Source organism: Pseudomonas kilonensis (assembly GCF_001269885.1).
GTDB classification, from domain to species: Bacteria; Pseudomonadota; Gammaproteobacteria; order Pseudomonadales; family Pseudomonadaceae; genus Aquipseudomonas; species Aquipseudomonas kilonensis.
Window position 1 is genome coordinate 40,789 of record NZ_LHVH01000028.1, and the last position, 16,655, is coordinate 57,443.

General features: G+C 62.0%; 19 protein-coding genes. 11 read left to right on the top strand and 8 right to left on the bottom strand.

Annotated features, from left to right (window positions below; translation table 11 throughout):
* The first annotated feature begins 20 nt into the window (after window positions 1-20).
* The 3 genes from AD662_RS21540 (at window position 21) to AD662_RS21550 (ending at window position 2,042) form a co-directional block, all read left to right on the top strand.
* The gene (locus AD662_RS21540; RefSeq protein WP_053189709.1) at window positions 21-1,010 is read left to right on the top strand and encodes a 2-hydroxyacid dehydrogenase; all 990 of its coding nucleotides are present in this window, start codon (window positions 21-23) and stop codon (window positions 1,008-1,010) included.
* A gap of 193 nt (window positions 1,011-1,203) precedes the next feature.
* Window positions 1,204-1,638, top strand: coding sequence for a hypothetical protein (locus AD662_RS21545; RefSeq protein ID WP_018610332.1), 435 nt, complete (start codon window positions 1,204-1,206; stop codon window positions 1,636-1,638).
* Window positions 1,638-2,042, top strand: a complete 405-nt coding sequence (locus tag AD662_RS21550; RefSeq protein WP_018610330.1) for an META domain-containing protein — start codon at window positions 1,638-1,640, stop codon at window positions 2,040-2,042. Before AD662_RS21545 ends, AD662_RS21550 begins: the two co-directional genes overlap by 1 nt.
* 130 nt (window positions 2,043-2,172) lie before the next feature.
* Here AD662_RS21550 and AD662_RS21555 read toward each other — a convergent pair whose 3' ends face one another.
* A complete protein-coding gene (locus tag AD662_RS21555; protein ID WP_053189710.1) occupies window positions 2,173-2,637 on the bottom strand; it encodes a TlpA family protein disulfide reductase in 465 nt (154 codons plus the stop codon).
* A 114-nt stretch (window positions 2,638-2,751) separates the two neighbouring features.
* Between AD662_RS21555 and arsC the strand changes: the two genes are divergently transcribed.
* The 3 genes from arsC to AD662_RS21570 are packed head-to-tail and all read left to right on the top strand — an operon-like array spanning window position 2,752 to window position 4,125.
* Window positions 2,752-3,105, top strand: coding sequence for an arsenate reductase (glutaredoxin) (gene arsC, locus AD662_RS21560; protein ID WP_018610326.1), 354 nt, complete (start codon window positions 2,752-2,754; stop codon window positions 3,103-3,105).
* Entirely contained in the window at window positions 3,102-3,707 is a 606-nt protein-coding gene (wrbA, locus tag AD662_RS21565; RefSeq protein ID WP_003204695.1) for an NAD(P)H:quinone oxidoreductase, read from the top strand. The genes arsC and wrbA overlap by 4 nt, the downstream gene beginning before the upstream one ends.
* Window positions 3,700-4,125 carry a DUF2069 domain-containing protein gene (locus AD662_RS21570; protein WP_053189711.1) on the top strand — a complete coding sequence of 142 codons (426 nt, stop codon included), beginning with the start codon at window positions 3,700-3,702 and terminating at the stop codon, window positions 4,123-4,125. Before wrbA ends, AD662_RS21570 begins: the two co-directional genes overlap by 8 nt.
* A 99-nt stretch (window positions 4,126-4,224) precedes the next feature.
* On the opposite strand, the gene AD662_RS21575 is transcribed toward AD662_RS21570, so the two are convergent.
* Together AD662_RS21575 and ttcA are read right to left on the bottom strand one after the other, a co-directional pair.
* Window positions 4,225-4,899 carry a DNA-3-methyladenine glycosylase I gene (locus tag AD662_RS21575; protein ID WP_018610318.1) on the bottom strand — a complete coding sequence of 225 codons (675 nt, stop codon included), beginning with the start codon at window positions 4,897-4,899 and terminating at the stop codon, window positions 4,225-4,227.
* A 64-nt stretch (window positions 4,900-4,963) separates the two neighbouring features.
* Window positions 4,964-5,788, bottom strand: a complete 825-nt coding sequence (ttcA, locus tag AD662_RS21580) for a tRNA 2-thiocytidine(32) synthetase TtcA (protein ID WP_003178962.1) — start codon at window positions 5,786-5,788, stop codon at window positions 4,964-4,966.
* 414 nt (window positions 5,789-6,202) lie between these two features.
* On the opposite strand from ttcA, the gene AD662_RS21585 reads away from it, so the two are divergent.
* Both AD662_RS21585 and AD662_RS21590 read left to right on the top strand, forming a co-directional pair.
* Window positions 6,203-6,805 (top strand): Yip1 family protein, encoded by a 603-nt coding sequence (locus AD662_RS21585; protein WP_018610315.1) that lies wholly within the window; start codon window positions 6,203-6,205, stop codon window positions 6,803-6,805.
* Between the two features lie 174 nt (window positions 6,806-6,979).
* On the top strand, window positions 6,980-7,474 hold the full coding sequence (locus tag AD662_RS21590; RefSeq protein ID WP_003204703.1) for a SprT family zinc-dependent metalloprotease: 495 nt from the start codon (window positions 6,980-6,982) through the stop codon (window positions 7,472-7,474).
* 119 nt (window positions 7,475-7,593) lie between these two features.
* Here the strand turns inward: AD662_RS21590 and AD662_RS21595 are convergent, their stop codons facing one another.
* Window positions 7,594-8,775 (bottom strand): CaiB/BaiF CoA transferase family protein, encoded by a 1,182-nt coding sequence (locus AD662_RS21595; RefSeq protein WP_053189712.1) that lies wholly within the window; start codon window positions 8,773-8,775, stop codon window positions 7,594-7,596.
* Between the two features lie 314 nt (window positions 8,776-9,089).
* On the bottom strand, window positions 9,090-10,442 hold the full coding sequence (locus AD662_RS21605; RefSeq protein WP_018610304.1) for a dicarboxylate/amino acid:cation symporter: 1,353 nt from the start codon (window positions 10,440-10,442) through the stop codon (window positions 9,090-9,092).
* 333 nt (window positions 10,443-10,775) lie between these two features.
* Between AD662_RS21605 and AD662_RS21610 the strand changes: the two genes are divergently transcribed.
* The gene (locus AD662_RS21610) at window positions 10,776-11,774 is read left to right on the top strand and encodes an AraC family transcriptional regulator (protein WP_053189713.1); all 999 of its coding nucleotides are present in this window, start codon (window positions 10,776-10,778) and stop codon (window positions 11,772-11,774) included.
* A 189-nt stretch (window positions 11,775-11,963) separates the two neighbouring features.
* On the opposite strand, the gene AD662_RS21615 is transcribed toward AD662_RS21610, so the two are convergent.
* From AD662_RS21615 to AD662_RS21625, 3 genes are all read right to left on the bottom strand, one after another.
* The gene (locus AD662_RS21615) at window positions 11,964-13,310 is read right to left on the bottom strand and encodes an ATP-binding protein (RefSeq protein WP_018610300.1); all 1,347 of its coding nucleotides are present in this window, start codon (window positions 13,308-13,310) and stop codon (window positions 11,964-11,966) included.
* A complete protein-coding gene (locus AD662_RS21620; RefSeq protein ID WP_014339772.1) occupies window positions 13,307-13,984 on the bottom strand; it encodes a response regulator in 678 nt (225 codons plus the stop codon). Before AD662_RS21620 ends, AD662_RS21615 begins: the two co-directional genes overlap by 4 nt.
* 105 nt (window positions 13,985-14,089) lie before the next feature.
* Window positions 14,090-14,689, bottom strand: a complete 600-nt coding sequence (locus AD662_RS21625) for an outer membrane beta-barrel protein (protein ID WP_018610295.1) — start codon at window positions 14,687-14,689, stop codon at window positions 14,090-14,092.
* Between the two features lie 144 nt (window positions 14,690-14,833).
* Between AD662_RS21625 and AD662_RS21630 the strand changes: the two genes are divergently transcribed.
* Window positions 14,834-15,622 (top strand): dienelactone hydrolase family protein, encoded by a 789-nt coding sequence (locus tag AD662_RS21630; protein ID WP_053181156.1) that lies wholly within the window; start codon window positions 14,834-14,836, stop codon window positions 15,620-15,622.
* Between the two features lie 200 nt (window positions 15,623-15,822).
* Window positions 15,823-16,548 carry a 4'-phosphopantetheinyl transferase family protein gene (locus AD662_RS21635; protein WP_211264969.1) on the top strand — a complete coding sequence of 242 codons (726 nt, stop codon included), beginning with the start codon at window positions 15,823-15,825 and terminating at the stop codon, window positions 16,546-16,548.
* The last annotated feature ends 107 nt before the right edge of the window (window positions 16,549-16,655 follow it).

Below are 16,655 nucleotides of genomic sequence, written 5' to 3' on the forward strand. Positions count from 1 at the left end.
TTTTCTGCCAGGAGGCCGCCATGCGCGTGATTTTTTTCAGCAGCCAGACCTACGACCGCGACAGTTTCACCCAGGCCCCGACGCCCGCGGGCCTTCAATTGCAATTCCAGCCCGCCCGCCTGAACCTCGACACCGTGGCCCTGGCCGAACGGCATGAAGTGGTGTGCGCCTTCATCAACGATGACCTCAGTGCCCCGGTGCTGGAGCGGCTGGCCGAAGGCGGCACACGGCTGATCGCCCTGCGTTCGGCCGGCTACAACCATGTCGACCTGCTCGCCGCCCATCGCCTGGGCTTGAGCGTCGTCCGGGTGCCGGCCTACTCGCCCCATGCCGTGGCCGAACATGCCGTGGCGTTGATCATGGCCCTCAATCGCTGCCTGCACCGCGCCTACAACCGCACCCGGGACGGCAATTTCAGCCTCCATGGGCTAACCGGGTTCGACTTGGTGGGCAAGACCGTCGGAGTGATCGGCACCGGGCAGATCGGTGCTACCTTCGCGCGGATCATGGCCGGCTTCGGCTGCCAGTTGCTGGCCTACGACCCCTACCCCAACCCGCAGGTCGAAGCCTTGGGCGCCCGCTACCTGCCCTTGGCCGATCTGCTCGCGCAAGCGCAGATCATCAGCCTGCATTGCCCGCTGAACGAACAGAGCCGGCATCTGATCAACGCTCAATCGCTTGCCGCGATGCAACGCGGCGCCATGCTGATCAACACCGGACGCGGCGGCCTGGTGGACACACCGGCCTTGATCGAGGCGCTGAAAAGCGGCCAGTTGGGCTACCTGGGCCTGGATGTCTACGAGGAAGAGGCCCAGTTGTTTTTCAAGGACCGCTCCGACCTGCCCTTGCAGGATGACGTGCTGGCACGGCTGTTGACCTTTCCCAATGTGATTGTCACCGCCCACCAGGCGTTCCTGACCCATGAAGCGTTGGCAGCGATTGCCATGACCACCCTGGACAACATCGCCGCCTGGGCGGCCGGCACGCCGCAAAACCTGGTAGACAGCTGATCCTCCCAGTCCCCCCTGTGGGAGCGGGCTTGCTCGCGAAGGCGGTGTTTCAGTTAGCCTATGTGTTGCTGACACACCGCCTTCGCGAGCAAGCCCGCTCCCACATTAGGGATGGAGTTTCGTCGGCAAGATTCGTGGTTGACCATCCCAACCCATGCCCCGTGCTAGCATGTCGCGCCTATTTGGAGGACCCATGGCCGAACACGATTTCCGCTACACCCTGATGAACCCCCAGCACACCTTGACCGAAGTCCGCGCGCTGGCGCCGGGCCGCTACCAGGTCACCGGCAATGGCGGTTCGATCCAGGCCAATGATGTGTTGCTCGTCACGCTCAAGGGCAGCAAGGACTTGTCCATGCGCCTGACCGTGGACACCGTGCGGCACCTGCTCAAGCCCATGGGCCAATGGACCGCCATGGCCACCGGTCCGGTGTTCGGCGAACTGGCGATCCACACTTGGCAGGTCAACTGCGATAGCTGCGCCAAAGAATTGAGCTTCGAATTCGCCGTTGATGCCAAGCTCGGCGTCAAGGCCCAGAAACCGGCCGCCACCGCACGGATCGCCGAACTGGGCTGGACCACCGTGGGTGAAAAACACCTATGCCCGAAATGCCAGGAAGCCGCCTGATGAAACGTCTGGCCCTGTCCGCGTCGATCGGCATGAGCCTGATGGGGTGTGCCGCTGAACCTGTGCAGTTGCAACACAACCGCAGCTACATCCTGGAGTGGATCGGTGAACGACCATTGATGGACTACAGCCACCTGACCATCACCCTTGGGGATGACGGTCGTGCCTATGGCAACGGCGGCTGCAACCACTGGTTCGCGCCCTACACCCAGGAGGGCCACCGCTTGAGCTTCGGCAAGATCGGCAGCACGCGCAAACGCTGTGCCCCGGCGGTGATGGAGCAAGAAACGCGCTTCTTGCAGGCCCTGGAAAAGGTCGAACGCTGGGACATCTCGCCCATCGACCAAATGCGCTTCTGGCCGGCCCAGGGCAAGCCGCTGCGTTGGTGGCTGGAAGAGGGCTGAGCACCGGCCCCACTTGATCGTTCCCATGCTCCGCGTGGGAACGCCTCTGGGGACGCTCCGCGTTCCGCTTTTGGGACGCAGAGCGTCCCGGGCTGCATTCCCACGCAGAGCGTGGGAACGATCACAGCTCCTACAGCGCCTGCAACGCCTCAAGCTTGGCCATCACCCCCGCCGCCGTCTGCTCCCCCAGCAACTGCTCGCGCACCTTGCCTTGGTTATCGATGATGTACGTCACCGGTAGCCCTTCGCTGCGAGGCAGGTCGAAGATCTCGGCCGGATCCCGGGCCAGCACCGTGAAGCGAATCCCCATCTTGTCGCTGGCACTCTTGAGTTCTTCGCCCTGTACCTGGTCGAAGTTGACCCCGAACACACCGATGTTGCGGCCCTTGAGCTGTTCGGCCAAGGCATTGAATTCCGGGATTTCGGTACGGCACGGCGCACACCATTCGGCCCAGTAGTTGAGCACCACCCATTGTTTGTCCAACCGCTGCGAGGCAATGGCCTGGCCGTTCTGGTCCACGCCGTAGTCGTTCCCACAACCGGAGAGCAACAAAATGCCGATGAATGTCAGTGCCGCCGTCAATCGCCTTGCCATGTGCCAATCCTTGTCTGAATGTGAACGCTGCTGCGACCCGTCGCCTGTCTAAGGTGCTAGGGACTTCGCGGCACAGTAGAATAGCCGCCACCTTACGCAAGATGCGACCCGCTCATGACCGATCTGACGCTTTATCACAACCCGCGCTGCTCGAAATCCCGCGGTGCGCTGGAACTGTTGGAGGCCCGTGGCCTGACGCCCACCGTGGTCCGCTACCTGGAAACCCCGCTCGACGCCGCGCACCTGGAACGCCTGCTGGGCAAGCTCGGCATCACCGCCCGGCAATTGCTGCGCACCGGCGAGGACGAATACAAAGACTTGAACCTGGCCGACGAAAGCCTCAGCCAGGCCCAGTTGATCGCCGCCATCGCCGCCCACCCGAAGCTCATGGAACGGCCGATTCTGGAAGCCGGGGAAAAGGCCATGATCGGCCGTCCGCCGGAGAAAATCCTGGAGATCCTGCCGTGACCACGCCGTACATCCTGGTGTTGTATTACAGCCGCAGCGGCTCCACCAACGAAATGGCCCGGCAGATCGCCCGTGGTGTCGAGCAGGCCGGGCTGGAAGCCAGGTTGCGTACGGTCCCGGCGATTTCTGCCGAGTGCGAAGCGGTTTCCCCGGACATCCCGGAGCAAGGCCCACTCTACGCCAGCCTCGATGACCTGAAGAACTGTGCCGGCCTGGCCTTGGGCAGCCCGACCCGGTTCGGCAACATGGCCGCGCCGCTCAAGTACTTTCTCGACGGCACCAGCAACCTGTGGCTGACCGGCGCGCTGGTGGGCAAACCGGCCGGGGTATTCACCTCCACCGCGAGCCTGCACGGCGGCCAGGAAACCACCCTGCTGTCGATGATGCTGCCGCTGCTGCACCACGGCATGCTGATCACCGGCCTGCCCTACAGTGAATCGGCCTTGATCGACACCCAGGGCGGCGGTACGCCCTACGGCCCGAGCCATCACGCCGGGGCCGACGGCAAAAGCGGCTTGAACGAACATGAGGTCGCCCTGTGCCGCGCCTTGGGTTTGCGCCTGGCGAAAACCGCCCTGTTGCTGGAGAACGGCCGTGGCTAAGAAGCCGAAGATCCTGCCTTCCATCCAATGGCTGGAACCGCGCGTACGCCTCGCCCGCGTCCTCAGCCTGCTGTGCTTTTTCGGCCTGGTGGGGTTGCTCAGCGCGTACTACCTGCTGATCGCCGATCTGCACGGCGCGCGCCCCTGGGTGATTCTGCTGATCGAACTGGTGCCGCTGCTGCTACTCGCCCCCGGCATGCTCACCGGCAGCGCCCGCGGACACTCGTGGATGTGCTTCGTGGTGAATTTGTATTTTATCAAGGGCGCGCTGGCGGCCTATGACCCGAACCGGCAACTGTTCGGCGTGCTGGAAATGGCGGCGAGCGTGGCCGTGTTCTGCTCGGCGTTGCTGTATGTGCGTTGGCGGTTTCAGTTGAATCGGCGGTTGGCGGGAGAAGGTGAACCCGCCATTGCCTGATAGGCCGCTATCGCGAGCAAGCTCGCTCCCACACTGGATTTTCGGCGTTCACAAATCCAGTGTGGGAGCGGGCTTGCTCGCGATGAATTCACCACGGTTTCAATGATTAACGGTGTAAGCCAGCATCATCGAAATCTGCGACATCGGCCGCCCCCCACTCTCTTCATGCCACTGGTTGAAGGCATTTTGCACCGTCGCCAGGTCCCGCAGGCTGGTGGGGACCTTGTCGATGATCTCCTGAGCATTGAGCGCGGCCACGACGTCATAGCTGGGCACGAAGGTGTCCTTGCCCATCATCCGCAAAAAGCGCGGCGCTGAGAGGCCGCCCAGTTGATGGCCGTGCTTTTTCAGGTAGGTCCACAGGCCGACGATGTCGGTCACCGGCCAGTCGGCGACCAGCGCGCCGAAGCTGCCCTTTTCATGGGCCACGTCCAATATCAGCTGCGCGTTGCGCGGCACGCTCTTGAGCTTGCCCAGGTGGCGGATGATCCGCGCGTCCTGCATCAACCGCTCCAGGTGCTCGGCGCTCATCAGCACGACTTTCTCCGGGTCGAACTTGAAGAACACCTCTTCAAAGGCCGGCCACTTGGCGTCCACCAGGCTGTGCTTGAGCCCGGCGCGGAACACCCGCAGCGCCATGGTCGAGAGGTAACGGTCGTCGCCGATCTTGCGCAGTTGCGCCGCAGTCTTGGGCACCGGCAGGTGGGCTTCCAGCTCAGCCGCCGAACCGAAGCGGTTCAGACAGTACTCGTGCAGCCACTTGTAATCGCGCATGCCCTCTCCTGGGGGTTAAAAATGAAAACGGCGCTTGAAAGCGCCGTAATAACTATCGGTAGAGTCAGAGGTTCACCACATTGACGAACCGCGGCGTGGCGTTTTCGTCGATGCGCAGGTTGGTGAAGTCGAACAGGTTGCGGTCCGCCAGTTGCGACGGAATGACATTCTGCAAGCCGCGGAAAATGCTCTCGGTACGACCCGGGGTCTTGCGTTCCCATTCCTGGAGCATCTCCTTGACCACCTGGCGTTGCAGGTTTTCCTGGGAGCCGCACAGGTTGCAGGGGATGATCGGGAACTGCTTGAAATCCGAATAGGCCTGGATGTCTTTCTCGTTGCAATAGGCCAGCGGGCGGATCACCACGTTGCGCCCGTCATCGGCGCGCAGCTTGGGCGGCATGGCCTTGAGCGAGCCGTTGTAGAACATGTTCAGGAAGAAGGTCTCGACGATATCGTCGCGGTGGTGCCCCAGGGCCATCTTGGTTGCGCCGATCTCATCGGCGAAGGTGTAGAGCGTTCCGCGCCGCAGGCGTGAGCACAGCGAACAGGTGGTCTTGCCTTCGGGGATCAGTTCCTTGACCACCGAATAGGTGTCTTTCTCGACGATGTGATATTCCACGCCGAGCGACTCAAGGTAGGCCGGCAGCACATGCTCGGGGAACCCGGGCTGCTTCTGGTCCATGTTCACCGCGACGATGTCGAACTTGATCGGCGCAACTTTCTGCAGATGCATCAGCACATCGAGCAAGGTGTAGCTGTCCTTGCCGCCGGACAGGCAGACCATGACCTTGTCGCCGTCCTCGATCATGTTGAAATCGGCGACCGCCTCACCGGCCAGGCGGCGCAGGCGCTTTTGCAGTTTGTTCTGGTTGACCGTAAGAGTGCCCATGACGCGAAATCCGTGAGGTGTGACGAAAGGCCGGCATTTTACGCAAAAACCGGCTTTCGGCGAAGAGTTGATGCACCACTGTTGTGGTCAGGGTTTGTGGGAGCAAAGCTTGCTCGCGAAACAGACGCCTCGGTTTCTGAAAGACCGCATCGCTTCCATCGCGGGCAAGCCTTGCTCCCACAATCGCCTCGCTACAAGGTGAATTTCTTTGCCAAGGGTTGTGTACAGACCCATCGGCGATTAGCACCACGGCCGACAGCGCGATTTGCTCTAAGCCCCCCATCCCCCTCGGGGTGACTCCTTTCTATACTGCGACATAAGGTCGCACACACTTACAGACCTTCACTTACCCGGCCATTTGGCCCGTAGGCGCTCCGTTGGGGGGCGATGGCAATAACAAAGGAGTGACTGACTATGATCCATCATGTCGTGGGGCTCTTTACCCACCCTGATCAAGAATGGAAAGAAATCCGTGGCGATCAGGAGGAAAGCATCAGCCACATGTACCTCACCCACACGCTGATCCTGGCGGCTATTCCCGCGGTATCGGCATTCATCGGCACCACGCAGGTGGGATGGGTCATCGGCAATCGTCCGCCGGTCATGCTCACCCAGGAAAGTGCGCTGTGGATGACCGTCATGTCGTACCTGGCCATGTTGGGCGGGGTGGCAGTGATGGGCGCCTTCATCCACTGGATGGCCCGTACCTACGACGCCAACCCGAGCCTGGCCCGCTGCGTCGCATTCGCCACCTACACCGCGACACCTTTGTTCATCGGCGGCCTGGCGGCGCTCTACCCGCACATGTGGCTGGGAATGATCGTCGGCACGGCGGCGATCTGCTACACGGTCTACCTGCTGTATGTGGGCCTGCCGACGTTCATGAACATTCCCCAGGACGAAGGTTTTCTGTTTTCCAGTTCGGTACTCGCCGTCGGCCTCGTGGTGCTGGTGGCCATCATGGCGTTCACGGTCATCGTCTGGGGGCTGGGCGTCGGCCCGGTCTATACCAGTTGAAGGATTGAAACCGTCCCGATAGTACCCTCCAATAAAAAAGCAGGATCTGCCGACACAGGCCGCCGCAAGGCGGCCTTCCTGTGTTTGAGCCGCGCGAAACGACCACTGAGCGCCTGGACGATTCGCAACGGCCGACGCTTGCGGCATACTCGGGCTTCTGGAGACCCGTAAAGCATGCTCGAGCAACTCAATACCCGCGTCGAAGAGTGTTACCAACAAGCCGAATCCTTTTTCAAACGTCCTTTCAAACGCCCGGTGGTCAGCTTCAAATTGCGTGGCCAGAAGGCTGGTGTCGCGCACCTGCATGAAAACCTGCTGCGCTTCAATCCACAGTTGTACCGGGAAAACGCCGAAGACTTCCTCAAGCAGACCGTCGCCCATGAAGTCGCGCACCTGATCGCCCATCAACTGTTTGGCGAACGCATCCAGCCCCATGGCGAAGAATGGCAACTGATCATGCGCGGGGTCTACGAACTGCCGCCCAACCGCTGCCACACCTACGAAATCAAACGCCGCAGCGTGACCCGCTACATCTACAAATGCCCCTGCGACGGCAGCGACTTCCCGTTCTCGGCCCAGCGCCACAGCCTGGTGCGCCAGGGGCGGCGGTATTTGTGCCGTAGTTGCCGTAATACCTTGGTGTTCAGTGGGGAGACCAGGGTGGAATAGCAGGTTTTTGTGGTAACTGGGCTGGCCCCTTCGCGAGCAAGCCCGCTCCCACACTGGATCTTCGGTGTTAACAAATCCCTGTGGGAGCGGGCTTGCTCGCGAAGAGGCCCCAAAGGGCACTACAAAATCACCTTGGCATCCCGCAATTGAGCGATCCGCTGCGCACTAAACCCCAACGCCCCCAACACCTGATCCGTATGCGCCCCCACCCCCGCGCCAATATGCCGTGGCTCGGGCAACCCTTCGGAAAATCTCAACGGGCAAGCTATCTGCGCCTGGCTCGAACCATCGCCCCGGGGCACCTGTGTCACCAGCTCTCGAGCCTGCAACTGCGGATGCCGCAAAGCCTCCTCCAGGCTCAGCACCGGCTCGACGCACGCATCGATCCCGGCAAACACCCTGCACAGCTCGTCAAAGTCATGTTTCTCGAACTCGGCCTGCAGTGCCTGCTTAAGAGCGTGTTGTTGTTCAGGCTTGGGGGACAACCCCTGGGCCGCCAGCTCCGGACGCCCCAAGGCCCCGCACAACGCCTGCATGAACACCGGTTCCAGGCTGCCCACCGACATCCAGCGACCATCGCGGGTGCGGTAATAGTCATAGAAGCTGCCGCCGTTGAGCATCTGCTTTTCCCAACCCGGCTCGACACCGCAGGCCAGGTAACCGGCACCGGCCATGGCGTTGAGGCTGAACACACAGTCAGTCATGCTCACGTCCAGGTGCTGACCCTGCCCGGTTTGCTGACGGGCGATGACCGCCGCCAACAGCCCGATCACCCCGTGCAACGAACCACCGGCGATGTCCGCCGCCTGGATCCCCAGCGGCAACGGACCGCTGTCGGCACGACCGGTGTGGCTGGCCAGCCCCGCCAGGGCCAGGTAATTGATGTCGTGACCGGCGCGGTCCTTGTAGGGCCCGGTCTGGCCGTAGCCGGTGATCGACACATAGATCAGCCGCGGATTGATCGCCTTCAAGGCCTCGTAACCCAGGCCCAGTCGCGCCATCACGCCGGGGCGGAACTGTTCCAGCAGGATGTCGTAGTCCGCCAGCAGCTGCGTGACCACCGCCAACGCTTCCGGCTGCTTGAGGTCCAGGGCCAGGCTGCGTTTGTTGCGGTTGAGGTAGGCGTGGCTGGCCGATACCCCCTGGTCATGGGGCGGCAGTACCCGCAGCAGGTCCTGGCGGGTCGGCGACTCGATGCGCAACACCTCGGCCCCCATGTCCGCCAGCAACAGCGAGGCGAACGGCCCGGGCAGCAGGGTCGAGAAGTCCAGAACCTTGAGCGATGCCAGTGGGCCTTGCATGAGCGATCTCCAAGAGGGTGATGGTTGAAGACTAGGCAGGGATGGGGGGTGGGGCAATTACCGCAGGTGTCACTTCGAATGACGATTGCGCTCAAGGCTGGCGCAGATCCTTTGTGGCGAGGCTGGGCTGTGGGAGCAAAGCTTGCTCGCGAAACAGGCGCCTCGACTTCTGAAAGACCGCATCGCCTGCATCGCGGGCAAGCCTTGCTCCCACAAAGTGTGGGATACATCCCCTCGCCACAAAAAGCATGTCCGTCTTGAAATTGAGTGCAAAAAAAACCCGCCGAAGCGGGTTTTTCATTACAGCCTGAAGATTACTTCACAGCGCCTGGAGCAGAGGATTCAGCCGCTGCAATCTGCGCCGCCGCAATCTGCTCGTCATCTTCACGGACATCGGAGATACCACGACCACCGGAAGCCAGCTCGGTCTGCAACTGGTCTTCGTCCAGTTCCTTGACCCACTTGGCCACCACGATCGTGGCGACGGCGTTGCCCACCAGGTTGGTCAGGGCGCGGGCTTCGGACATGAAGCGGTCGATACCCAGGATCAGTGCCAGGCCGGCCACCGGCAAGGTGCCCACGGCCGACAGGGTGGCCGCCAGTACGATGAAACCACTACCGGTCACGCCAGCAGCACCTTTGGACGACAGCAGCAGCACCAGCAGCAGGGTGATCTGGTGAGTCAGGTCCATCGGGGTGTCGGTGGCCTGGGCGATGAACACCGCGGCCATGGTCAGGTAGATCGAAGTACCGTCGAGGTTGAACGAGTAGCCAGTCGGGATCACCAGGCCTACGACCGACTTCTTGGCACCCAGGCGTTCCATCTTGATCAGCATGCGAGGCAGGGCCGATTCCGACGAGGAAGTACCCAGCACGATCAGCAGTTCTTCACGGATGTAGCGGATCAGCTTGACGACGCTGAAGCCGTGGGCACGGCAGATGGCGCCCAGGACCACCAGCACGAACACCACGCAGGTGATGTAGAAGCAGATCATCAACTGGCCCAACTGCACCAGCGAACCGACACCGTAGGCGCCGATGGTGAAGGCCATGGCACCGAACGCACCGATAGGCGCCAGTTTCATGATCATGTTGATGATGATGAACATGACGTGGGCGAAGCGATCGATGAAGTCCAGTACCGGCTTGCCGTAGGCGCCCAGGCGATGCAAGGCGAAACCGAAGAGCACCGAGAACATCAGCACCTGCAGGATGTCGCCGTTGGCGAACGCACCGACAATGGTGTTCGGGATCACGTTGAGGACGAAGGCGATGATGCTCTGGTCTTTACCGGCATTGATGAAACCGGCGATCTTGCTGGTGTCCAGGGTTGCCACGTCGATGTGCATGCCGACGCCCGGCTGCACGACGTTGACCACGACCAGGCCGATCAGCAGGGCGATGGTGGAAACGATTTCAAAGTACAGCAGCGCGTAGCCGCCAGTCTTGCCGACCGACTTCATGTTCTGCATGCCGCCGATGCCGCTGACGACGGTACAGAAGATGATGGGGGCGATGACCATTTTGATCAGTTTGATGAACCCGTCGCCGAATGGCTTGAGGGCAACACCGGTCTGCGGGTAGAAGTGGCCGAGCAAAATACCGATGGCAATGGCTACGATCACCTGGAAATACAGGGATTTGTACAGTGGCTGACGAGTCGTCATGGCAAACCTTCCTCAAGAGTCCCGTTTGACGACATCCACCTGTCGTCCACGGCACCTCAATTGCGAACCCTCCTGCACTGGAGGGATTTGTTTTTTGTCGGCTGCACGCGGCAGACCTGTGTGCTGTATCGCAAGGCTCGTGCCATTTTTCAGAAAAACCCTACAAGCACTGTTGCAGAAGGGTCCTGGAACTATTCACGGGTTAAACACCGACGTGGAATATGGCGGATTTCCGCCCACGGGGCGTTTATCACTCCGGGATTTGGCGGATATCCGCCTTGTCGGGCTGCAGTGCCCTGCTACCATCGCCCGCTAAACGGACGGACTTCAGCCATGCGTCAACGCACGATCGCCAGCCACTTCGCCCGCGCAGCCCTGGGCGGCGCGCGTCGGCAAGGCTTCGACTATGTTCCTCTGCTGCAACAGCTGGGCATCAGCCCCGAGCTGTTGGATGAGCCGCGCGCGCGGATTGCGCCCGAGCAGTTCGCCCGCCTGTTGCAGGCGCTGTGGCTTGCATTGGGGGACGAATACCTGGGGTTCGGCAGGGCGGCGAGTAAACCCGGGACGTTTGCCATGATGTGTCACGCGTTGATCCACTGTCGGACCCTGGGCAAGGCCCTTCAACGCGGCTTGCTGTTCTACAGTTTGTTCGCCGACGCCCCGCGCCTGACCCTGGAAGCCGAAGGCGAGCGAGTGCGGCTGGTGCTGGACGATTCGACGCTGCGGGACCCGGATCACTTCCTGACTGAAAGCCTGCTGGTGGTCTGGCATCGCCTCGCCAGTTGGCTGATCGGCCAGCGTATCGGCCTGGAACAGGCGACCTTCGGCTACGCCAAACCCGCCCACGGTGCCGAATACGACCTACTGTTTCCCTGTCCGCTGATGTTCGAAGCGCGCAGCAGCAGCCTGTTGTTCCACAGCCGTTACCTGGATATGCCACCGCTGCAGGACGAACGCACCCTCAAGCATTTCCTCGAACGCTCCCCCGCCGACCTGCTGTCGCGCCCGGACGATGGCCACAGCCTGAGCAGCCAGCTGCGCCGCTTGCTCAGCCGCGACACCGCGCGCTGGCCCGACCTGGACACCGTCGCCGCCCATTTGCACATCAGCCCGCAGACCTTGCGCCGGCACTTGCGGGAGGAAGGCACCAGCTTCCAGGAACTCAAGGATCAGCTGCGGCGGGATATCGCCATCTACCACTTGGGGCGTGCGGACTTGTCGTTGCAGCAGATTGCCGAGCAGTTGGGGTTCTCAGAGCCGTCGGCGTTTCACCGGGCGTTCAAGAAGTGGACGGGGCTGACGCCGGGGGCTTATCGGGAGTTGGAGAGCTGAGTGGTGACATCCAACTTCTGAGGTGTGCTATCCCTGTGGCGAGGGGATTTATCCCCGCTGGGCTACGCAGTAGCCCCAAAGGGGTGGAGGTGGTGTGTCAGACAGGATGCAGGGGGCCGCTTCGCGGCCCAGCGGGGATAAATCCCCTCGCCACAAAGGCCCGCAAACACATACCGAAAAATATTCCAGTCAGACCACCGGAAAATGAATCCGGAACGCCGCCCCGCCCAACTCTGAGTCCCCCAGGGTCAACTTGGCGCCGTAGCTATCGATGATGTCTTTCACCACCGCCAGGCCGATGCCCTGCCCCGGATGCTGGCGATCCAGTCGCTCGCCCCGCTGGAGAATCCGCGCACGTTGATCCGGTGGCACGCCCGGCCCGTCGTCCTCGACACTCAACTCCGTGCCGCCGAGGGTCTGGTGCACACTGATGCGCAACTCGCCCAGGCACAGCCGATAGGCGTTCTCCAGCAGGTTGCCGAGCATCTCCAGCAAGGCACCCTGTTCGATCGGCACCTGGCAGTGCTCCGGCAAATCGAAACTGACATTGACCCGTTTGTCGCGATAGACCTTGTCCAAGGTGTCGCACAGGCTTTGCAGCACCGGGCGCAAGGGCACCTGATGGCGTACCAGCCCGCTTTTGCGCAGACTGGCGCGCTGCAACTGGTAACCGATCTGCTGACTCATGCGCTCGATCTGGGATTGCAGCACCCAGGCCTGTCCACGGTCCTCGGGGCGCCGGGCCATGTCCTCGCTGACGCCCTGCAACACCGCCAGCGGGGTCTTCAAGCTGTGGGCCAGGTCATCGAGGGAGTCGCGATAACGACTGCGCTGCTCGCGCTCGCTGTACAGCAAACGGTTGAGGGAACCGGTCAGGCGCAGCAGTTCCCGGGGATGCTCGGTGCTCAGGCTTTCCCGGGCGCCACTTTCGATTTCGTCGAGCTCCTGGCTCAGGCGCCGCAGCGCCCGAAGCCCCCAGGTCAGGCCGATCCACAACAGCGCCAGCAACACCAAAAGGGCCGCGCCAAAGCCCAGGTAGAGATTGTCCCGCAGCCCCTGCAGGGTCACTTCGTAGTCGCGCACCGGTTGCAGGGTGACGATGCTGAACGCCGCGCTCTGACCGCCGAGCAACTTGATCTCGACGTCATAGACAAAAAACTCCTGGCCGTCGTTTTCGCGAATGCGCGCGAACTGGTTGCCCTGGCCGTCATAGCGCGGCGTGTAGTTGATGTTTTCTTCCTGGGTGGCCTTCGACCGCCAGACCAATCGCCCCTCGCGATCATAGATGTAGCCCAGCAGGCGGGCATCGGCGAGGTTGAAACGCTCATCGGGCAATTGCGCCGGCATCTTCAAGCGGTTGTTTTCCACTCGGGCGGCGGAAATCAGCGTGGTCACGTCCGAAGCCAGGCGTTGCTCGATGGATTCCTGCAACGCCAGGCTGAACGCGCCTTGCATGGCCGGCAACAAGGCCAGCATGAACAGCACCGCCAGGGTCATGGCAGCCAGCATCAGCCGCAGGCGAAGCGAACGAATCACTGGCAGCGCTCGTTGAACAGGTAGCCCAGGCCACGCACGGTGTCGATGGGTTTGAAGCCGGCCGGGGCTTCCAGCTTACGGCGCAGGCGCCCGACCAGCACTTCGATGACATTGGGATCACGCTCGTCGTCATCGGGGTAAAGCTGCTCCATCAAGCGGTCCTTGGCCACCACTTGCTGGTGATGGCGCATGAGGTATTCGAGGATGCGGTATTCGTAGGCGGTCAACGCCAGCGGTTCCTCATCGAGGGACGCCTGCTTGCGATTGAGGTCGAGCAGCAACGGGCCGGCGACGATGGTCGACTGGGTAAAGCCGCTGGAACGACGCAACAAGGCGTTCAACCGGGCCTCCAGCTCTTCGAACTGGAACGGCTTGACCACGTAGTCATCGGCACCGGCGGCCAAGCCTTCGACCTTGTCCTGCCAGTTGCCGCGGGCGGTGAGGATCAGGATCGGAAACGTCTTGTCCTGTGAGCGCAGCCGGCGGATCAGCTCCAGCCCGCTGATGCCCGGCAGGCCCAGGTCGATCACCGCCAGGTCATGGTTGAATTCCCGGACCTGGTACAAGGCCTCTTCGGCATTGGCCACGGCCTGCACCACATGGCCGCTGTCGGTGAGGCGGGTTTGCAGGTGGTGACGCAACAGCGCTTCGTCTTCGACGACCAGTAATTTCATGGAGCCTCTCCCCAGGCAAATCAAACAATCCAGTGCGGCGCACCTCAACGAAAGGCGCCGGATCGTCTTCGACCGATCCGGCTGGATACGCTCACCATCGACCGCTTAGAACGTGTAGTTCGCGGACAGGTACGTCTGGGCGCTGCTGGTCAGGTCCAGCGAGCCGACCTTGTCGCCACCGTGCGGGCTCATCTCGGTGCTGGCGTTGCTGCGCAGGTAACGGTAACCCAGTTCAACCGAGGTGTTTTGCGAAATTTGTTGCAGCACGCCCCCTTGCAAGCCCACGGCGTAGCCGATGTCGCTGTCGCGGCTGAAGCCAGGAGAATCCTGGGTCAGCTTGGTCAGGCCCGCCGTACCGCCACCGAACAGTTTGGTGCTGCTGGTGACCGGATAGAACACATCGTAGCTGCCCAGCAGGTTTTCCTGGCGCAACTTGATGCCGTTGTGGCTGCCCGAGACATTGTCGTAGGTAGCGTAGTAGCGGCCCTGGTCGTTTTGCTTGCCCAGTCGCAGGCCATACGTGGTGTCCTTGCCGATGATGCCGTCGGCGTTCGGGTGGTTCAGGGCGCTGTCCAAGGCGTCGGATTTCTTCACCTTGTCGCTGGTCTGGCCGAGGGTCAGGCTGGCGAAGTTGTCATCGGCGTGGGCCATGGCGCTGGCGCCCAGCACGGTGAAAGCCAACAGCAGTTTTTTCATAGCAGTCATGGTCAAGTTCCTTTGCAGCGTGGATGTTTTGTGAAGTCGTGGTCACCTTAACCAGCCGTCCCTGAACACCCCTTGAACGTTCTCTGAACCTGCGCTGAATGAATCGGCTAATCTGTGCGGACCACTTTTATAAGGAGATCCGTCATGCGCAGGCTGCTTGCTGTTGTACTTCTGGCCATGAGCGGCGTGAGCCACGCCGCCATCCAGACCCAGGAACTCCCCTACACCAGTGCCGACGGCACCCAGCTGATCGGCTATTACGCGTATGACGACGCCGTCAAAGGCCCGCGCCCAGGCGTGGTGGTGGTGCATGAATGGTGGGGGCTGAACGACTACGCCAAGCGCCGTGCCCGTGACCTCGCCGGCCTGGGCTATAGCGCCCTGGCCATCGACATGTACGGCGACGGCAAGAACACCGAACACCCCAAGGACGCCATGGCCTTCATGCAGGCGGCGCTCAAGGACGGCAAGGCGGCCAGTGCCCGCTTCCAGGCCGGTCTCGACCTGCTGAAGAAACAGCCTCAGACCGATCCGGACAAACTCGCTGCCATCGGCTACTGCTTCGGCGGCAAGGTGGTGCTCGATGCGGCGCGCCAGGGTGTGCCGCTGGCCGGCGTGGTGAGTTTCCACGGTGCGCTGGTGACCAACACCCCGGCAACGCCGGGCAGCGTCAAGGCCAAGATACTGGTCGAGCATGGCGCCCTGGACAGCATGGTCACCCAGGACAACGTCACCGCGTTCAAGAGCGAGATGGACAAGGCCGGCGCCGACTATAAATTCGTCAACCTCGAGGGTGCCAAGCACGGCTTCAGCAACCCCGAGGCCGACCGCTTGAGCCACGGCGAACATGGCGGGCCGGACATTGGCTACAACAAGGAAGCCGATGAAAAGTCGTGGGCGGATATGCAGAAGTTCTTCAAGAAAATCTTCTAGTACATCCCCCTGTGGCGAGGGGATTGTGGGAGCAAAGCTTGCTCGCGACCCAGGCGACTCGATTTCTGGAAGACCACATCGCCTTCATCGCGGGCAAGCCTTGCTCCCACAGCAAGCTCCCTCGCCACAAAAGCCGGCTTCTGCTCCCTACACACGCCCCCCACTACCCAGCCTCAGGCCAACCCGGCAAAATGCCCGGCATGAACACACTCCCTACCCTGCCCGCCTGCTGCTCGCCTTTGGATGAACATTGGCTCTTGCCCGATGCCCTGCCCGATACGGTGCTGCTGAGCACCCGCTTCGACCCGTTGTTGCTGGTGAACGCCGACTTCTCAAGCAGTGCCATCGAGCCCCCGGCGAGCATCCAGCGCTCGGTCGCCAAGCGCCAGGCAGAATTCCTGGCCGGGCGGATCTGCGCCCGGGCGGCCTTGCAGCGGCTCGACGGCCAGGCCTGCGTGCCGGCCATCGGCGAAGACCGCGCCCCGGTGTGGCCGGCGCATGTCAGCGGTTCGATCACCCACAGCACCGGTCGGGCAGCGGCCATCGTCGCGAAAAAAGATCACTGGCAAGGGCTGGGCATGGACGTGGAAAACCTCCTCGACCCCGAGCGCGCCGAACGCCTGGCCGGCGAAATCCTCACCTCGCCAGAGTTGCAGCGCATGACCCGTCTCACGCACGATGACCGGGCCTTGCTGGTGACCCTGACCTTTTCCGTGAAGGAAAGCCTGTTCAAGGCGCTGTATCCGATCGTCAGGCAGCGCTTTTATTTCGAGCATGCCGAGGTGCTGGACTGGACACCCGATGGACAGGTGCGCCTGCGTTTGCTGACGGACCTGTCGGCCGAGTGGTGCCATGGCAGTGAACTGCAGGCGCAGTTTGGGGTGAAGGATGGGCAGCTATTGAGCCTGGTGGGGATCAAGGCCTGAGAGCTGTGCTGCTTTTCAGGGCCTCATCGCGGGCAAGCCTTGCTCCCACAGCAAACCACACTTAAATCAGGGAGCACTGATCTGTGGGAGCAAGGCTTGCCCGCGAT

Bases quoted from the DNA above. Each gene is read 5' to 3' on its own strand.
- AD662_RS21540 (WP_053189709.1), top strand. From the start codon at position 21: ATGCGCGTGATTTTTTTCAGCAGCCAGACCTACGACCGCGACAGTTTC.
- AD662_RS21545 (WP_018610332.1), top strand. From the start codon at position 1,204: ATGGCCGAACACGATTTCCGCTACACCCTGATGAACCCCCAGCACACC.
- AD662_RS21550 (WP_018610330.1), top strand. From the start codon at position 1,638: ATGAAACGTCTGGCCCTGTCCGCGTCGATCGGCATGAGCCTGATGGGG.
- AD662_RS21555 (WP_053189710.1), bottom strand. From the start codon at position 2,637: ATGGCAAGGCGATTGACGGCGGCACTGACATTCATCGGCATTTTGTTG.
- arsC (WP_018610326.1), top strand. From the start codon at position 2,752: ATGACCGATCTGACGCTTTATCACAACCCGCGCTGCTCGAAATCCCGC.
- AD662_RS21575 (WP_018610318.1), bottom strand. From the start codon at position 4,899: ATGCGCGATTACAAGTGGCTGCACGAGTACTGTCTGAACCGCTTCGGT.
- ttcA (WP_003178962.1), bottom strand. From the start codon at position 5,788: ATGGGCACTCTTACGGTCAACCAGAACAAACTGCAAAAGCGCCTGCGC.
- AD662_RS21585 (WP_018610315.1), top strand. From the start codon at position 6,203: ATGATCCATCATGTCGTGGGGCTCTTTACCCACCCTGATCAAGAATGG.
- AD662_RS21590 (WP_003204703.1), top strand. From the start codon at position 6,980: ATGCTCGAGCAACTCAATACCCGCGTCGAAGAGTGTTACCAACAAGCC.
- AD662_RS21595 (WP_053189712.1), bottom strand. From the start codon at position 8,775: ATGCAAGGCCCACTGGCATCGCTCAAGGTTCTGGACTTCTCGACCCTG.
- AD662_RS21605 (WP_018610304.1), bottom strand. From the start codon at position 10,442: ATGACGACTCGTCAGCCACTGTACAAATCCCTGTATTTCCAGGTGATC.
- AD662_RS21610 (WP_053189713.1), top strand. From the start codon at position 10,776: ATGCGTCAACGCACGATCGCCAGCCACTTCGCCCGCGCAGCCCTGGGC.
- AD662_RS21620 (WP_014339772.1), bottom strand. From the start codon at position 13,984: ATGAAATTACTGGTCGTCGAAGACGAAGCGCTGTTGCGTCACCACCTG.
- AD662_RS21625 (WP_018610295.1), bottom strand. From the start codon at position 14,689: ATGACTGCTATGAAAAAACTGCTGTTGGCTTTCACCGTGCTGGGCGCC.
- AD662_RS21630 (WP_053181156.1), top strand. From the start codon at position 14,834: ATGCGCAGGCTGCTTGCTGTTGTACTTCTGGCCATGAGCGGCGTGAGC.
- AD662_RS21635 (WP_211264969.1), top strand. From the start codon at position 15,823: ATGAACACACTCCCTACCCTGCCCGCCTGCTGCTCGCCTTTGGATGAA.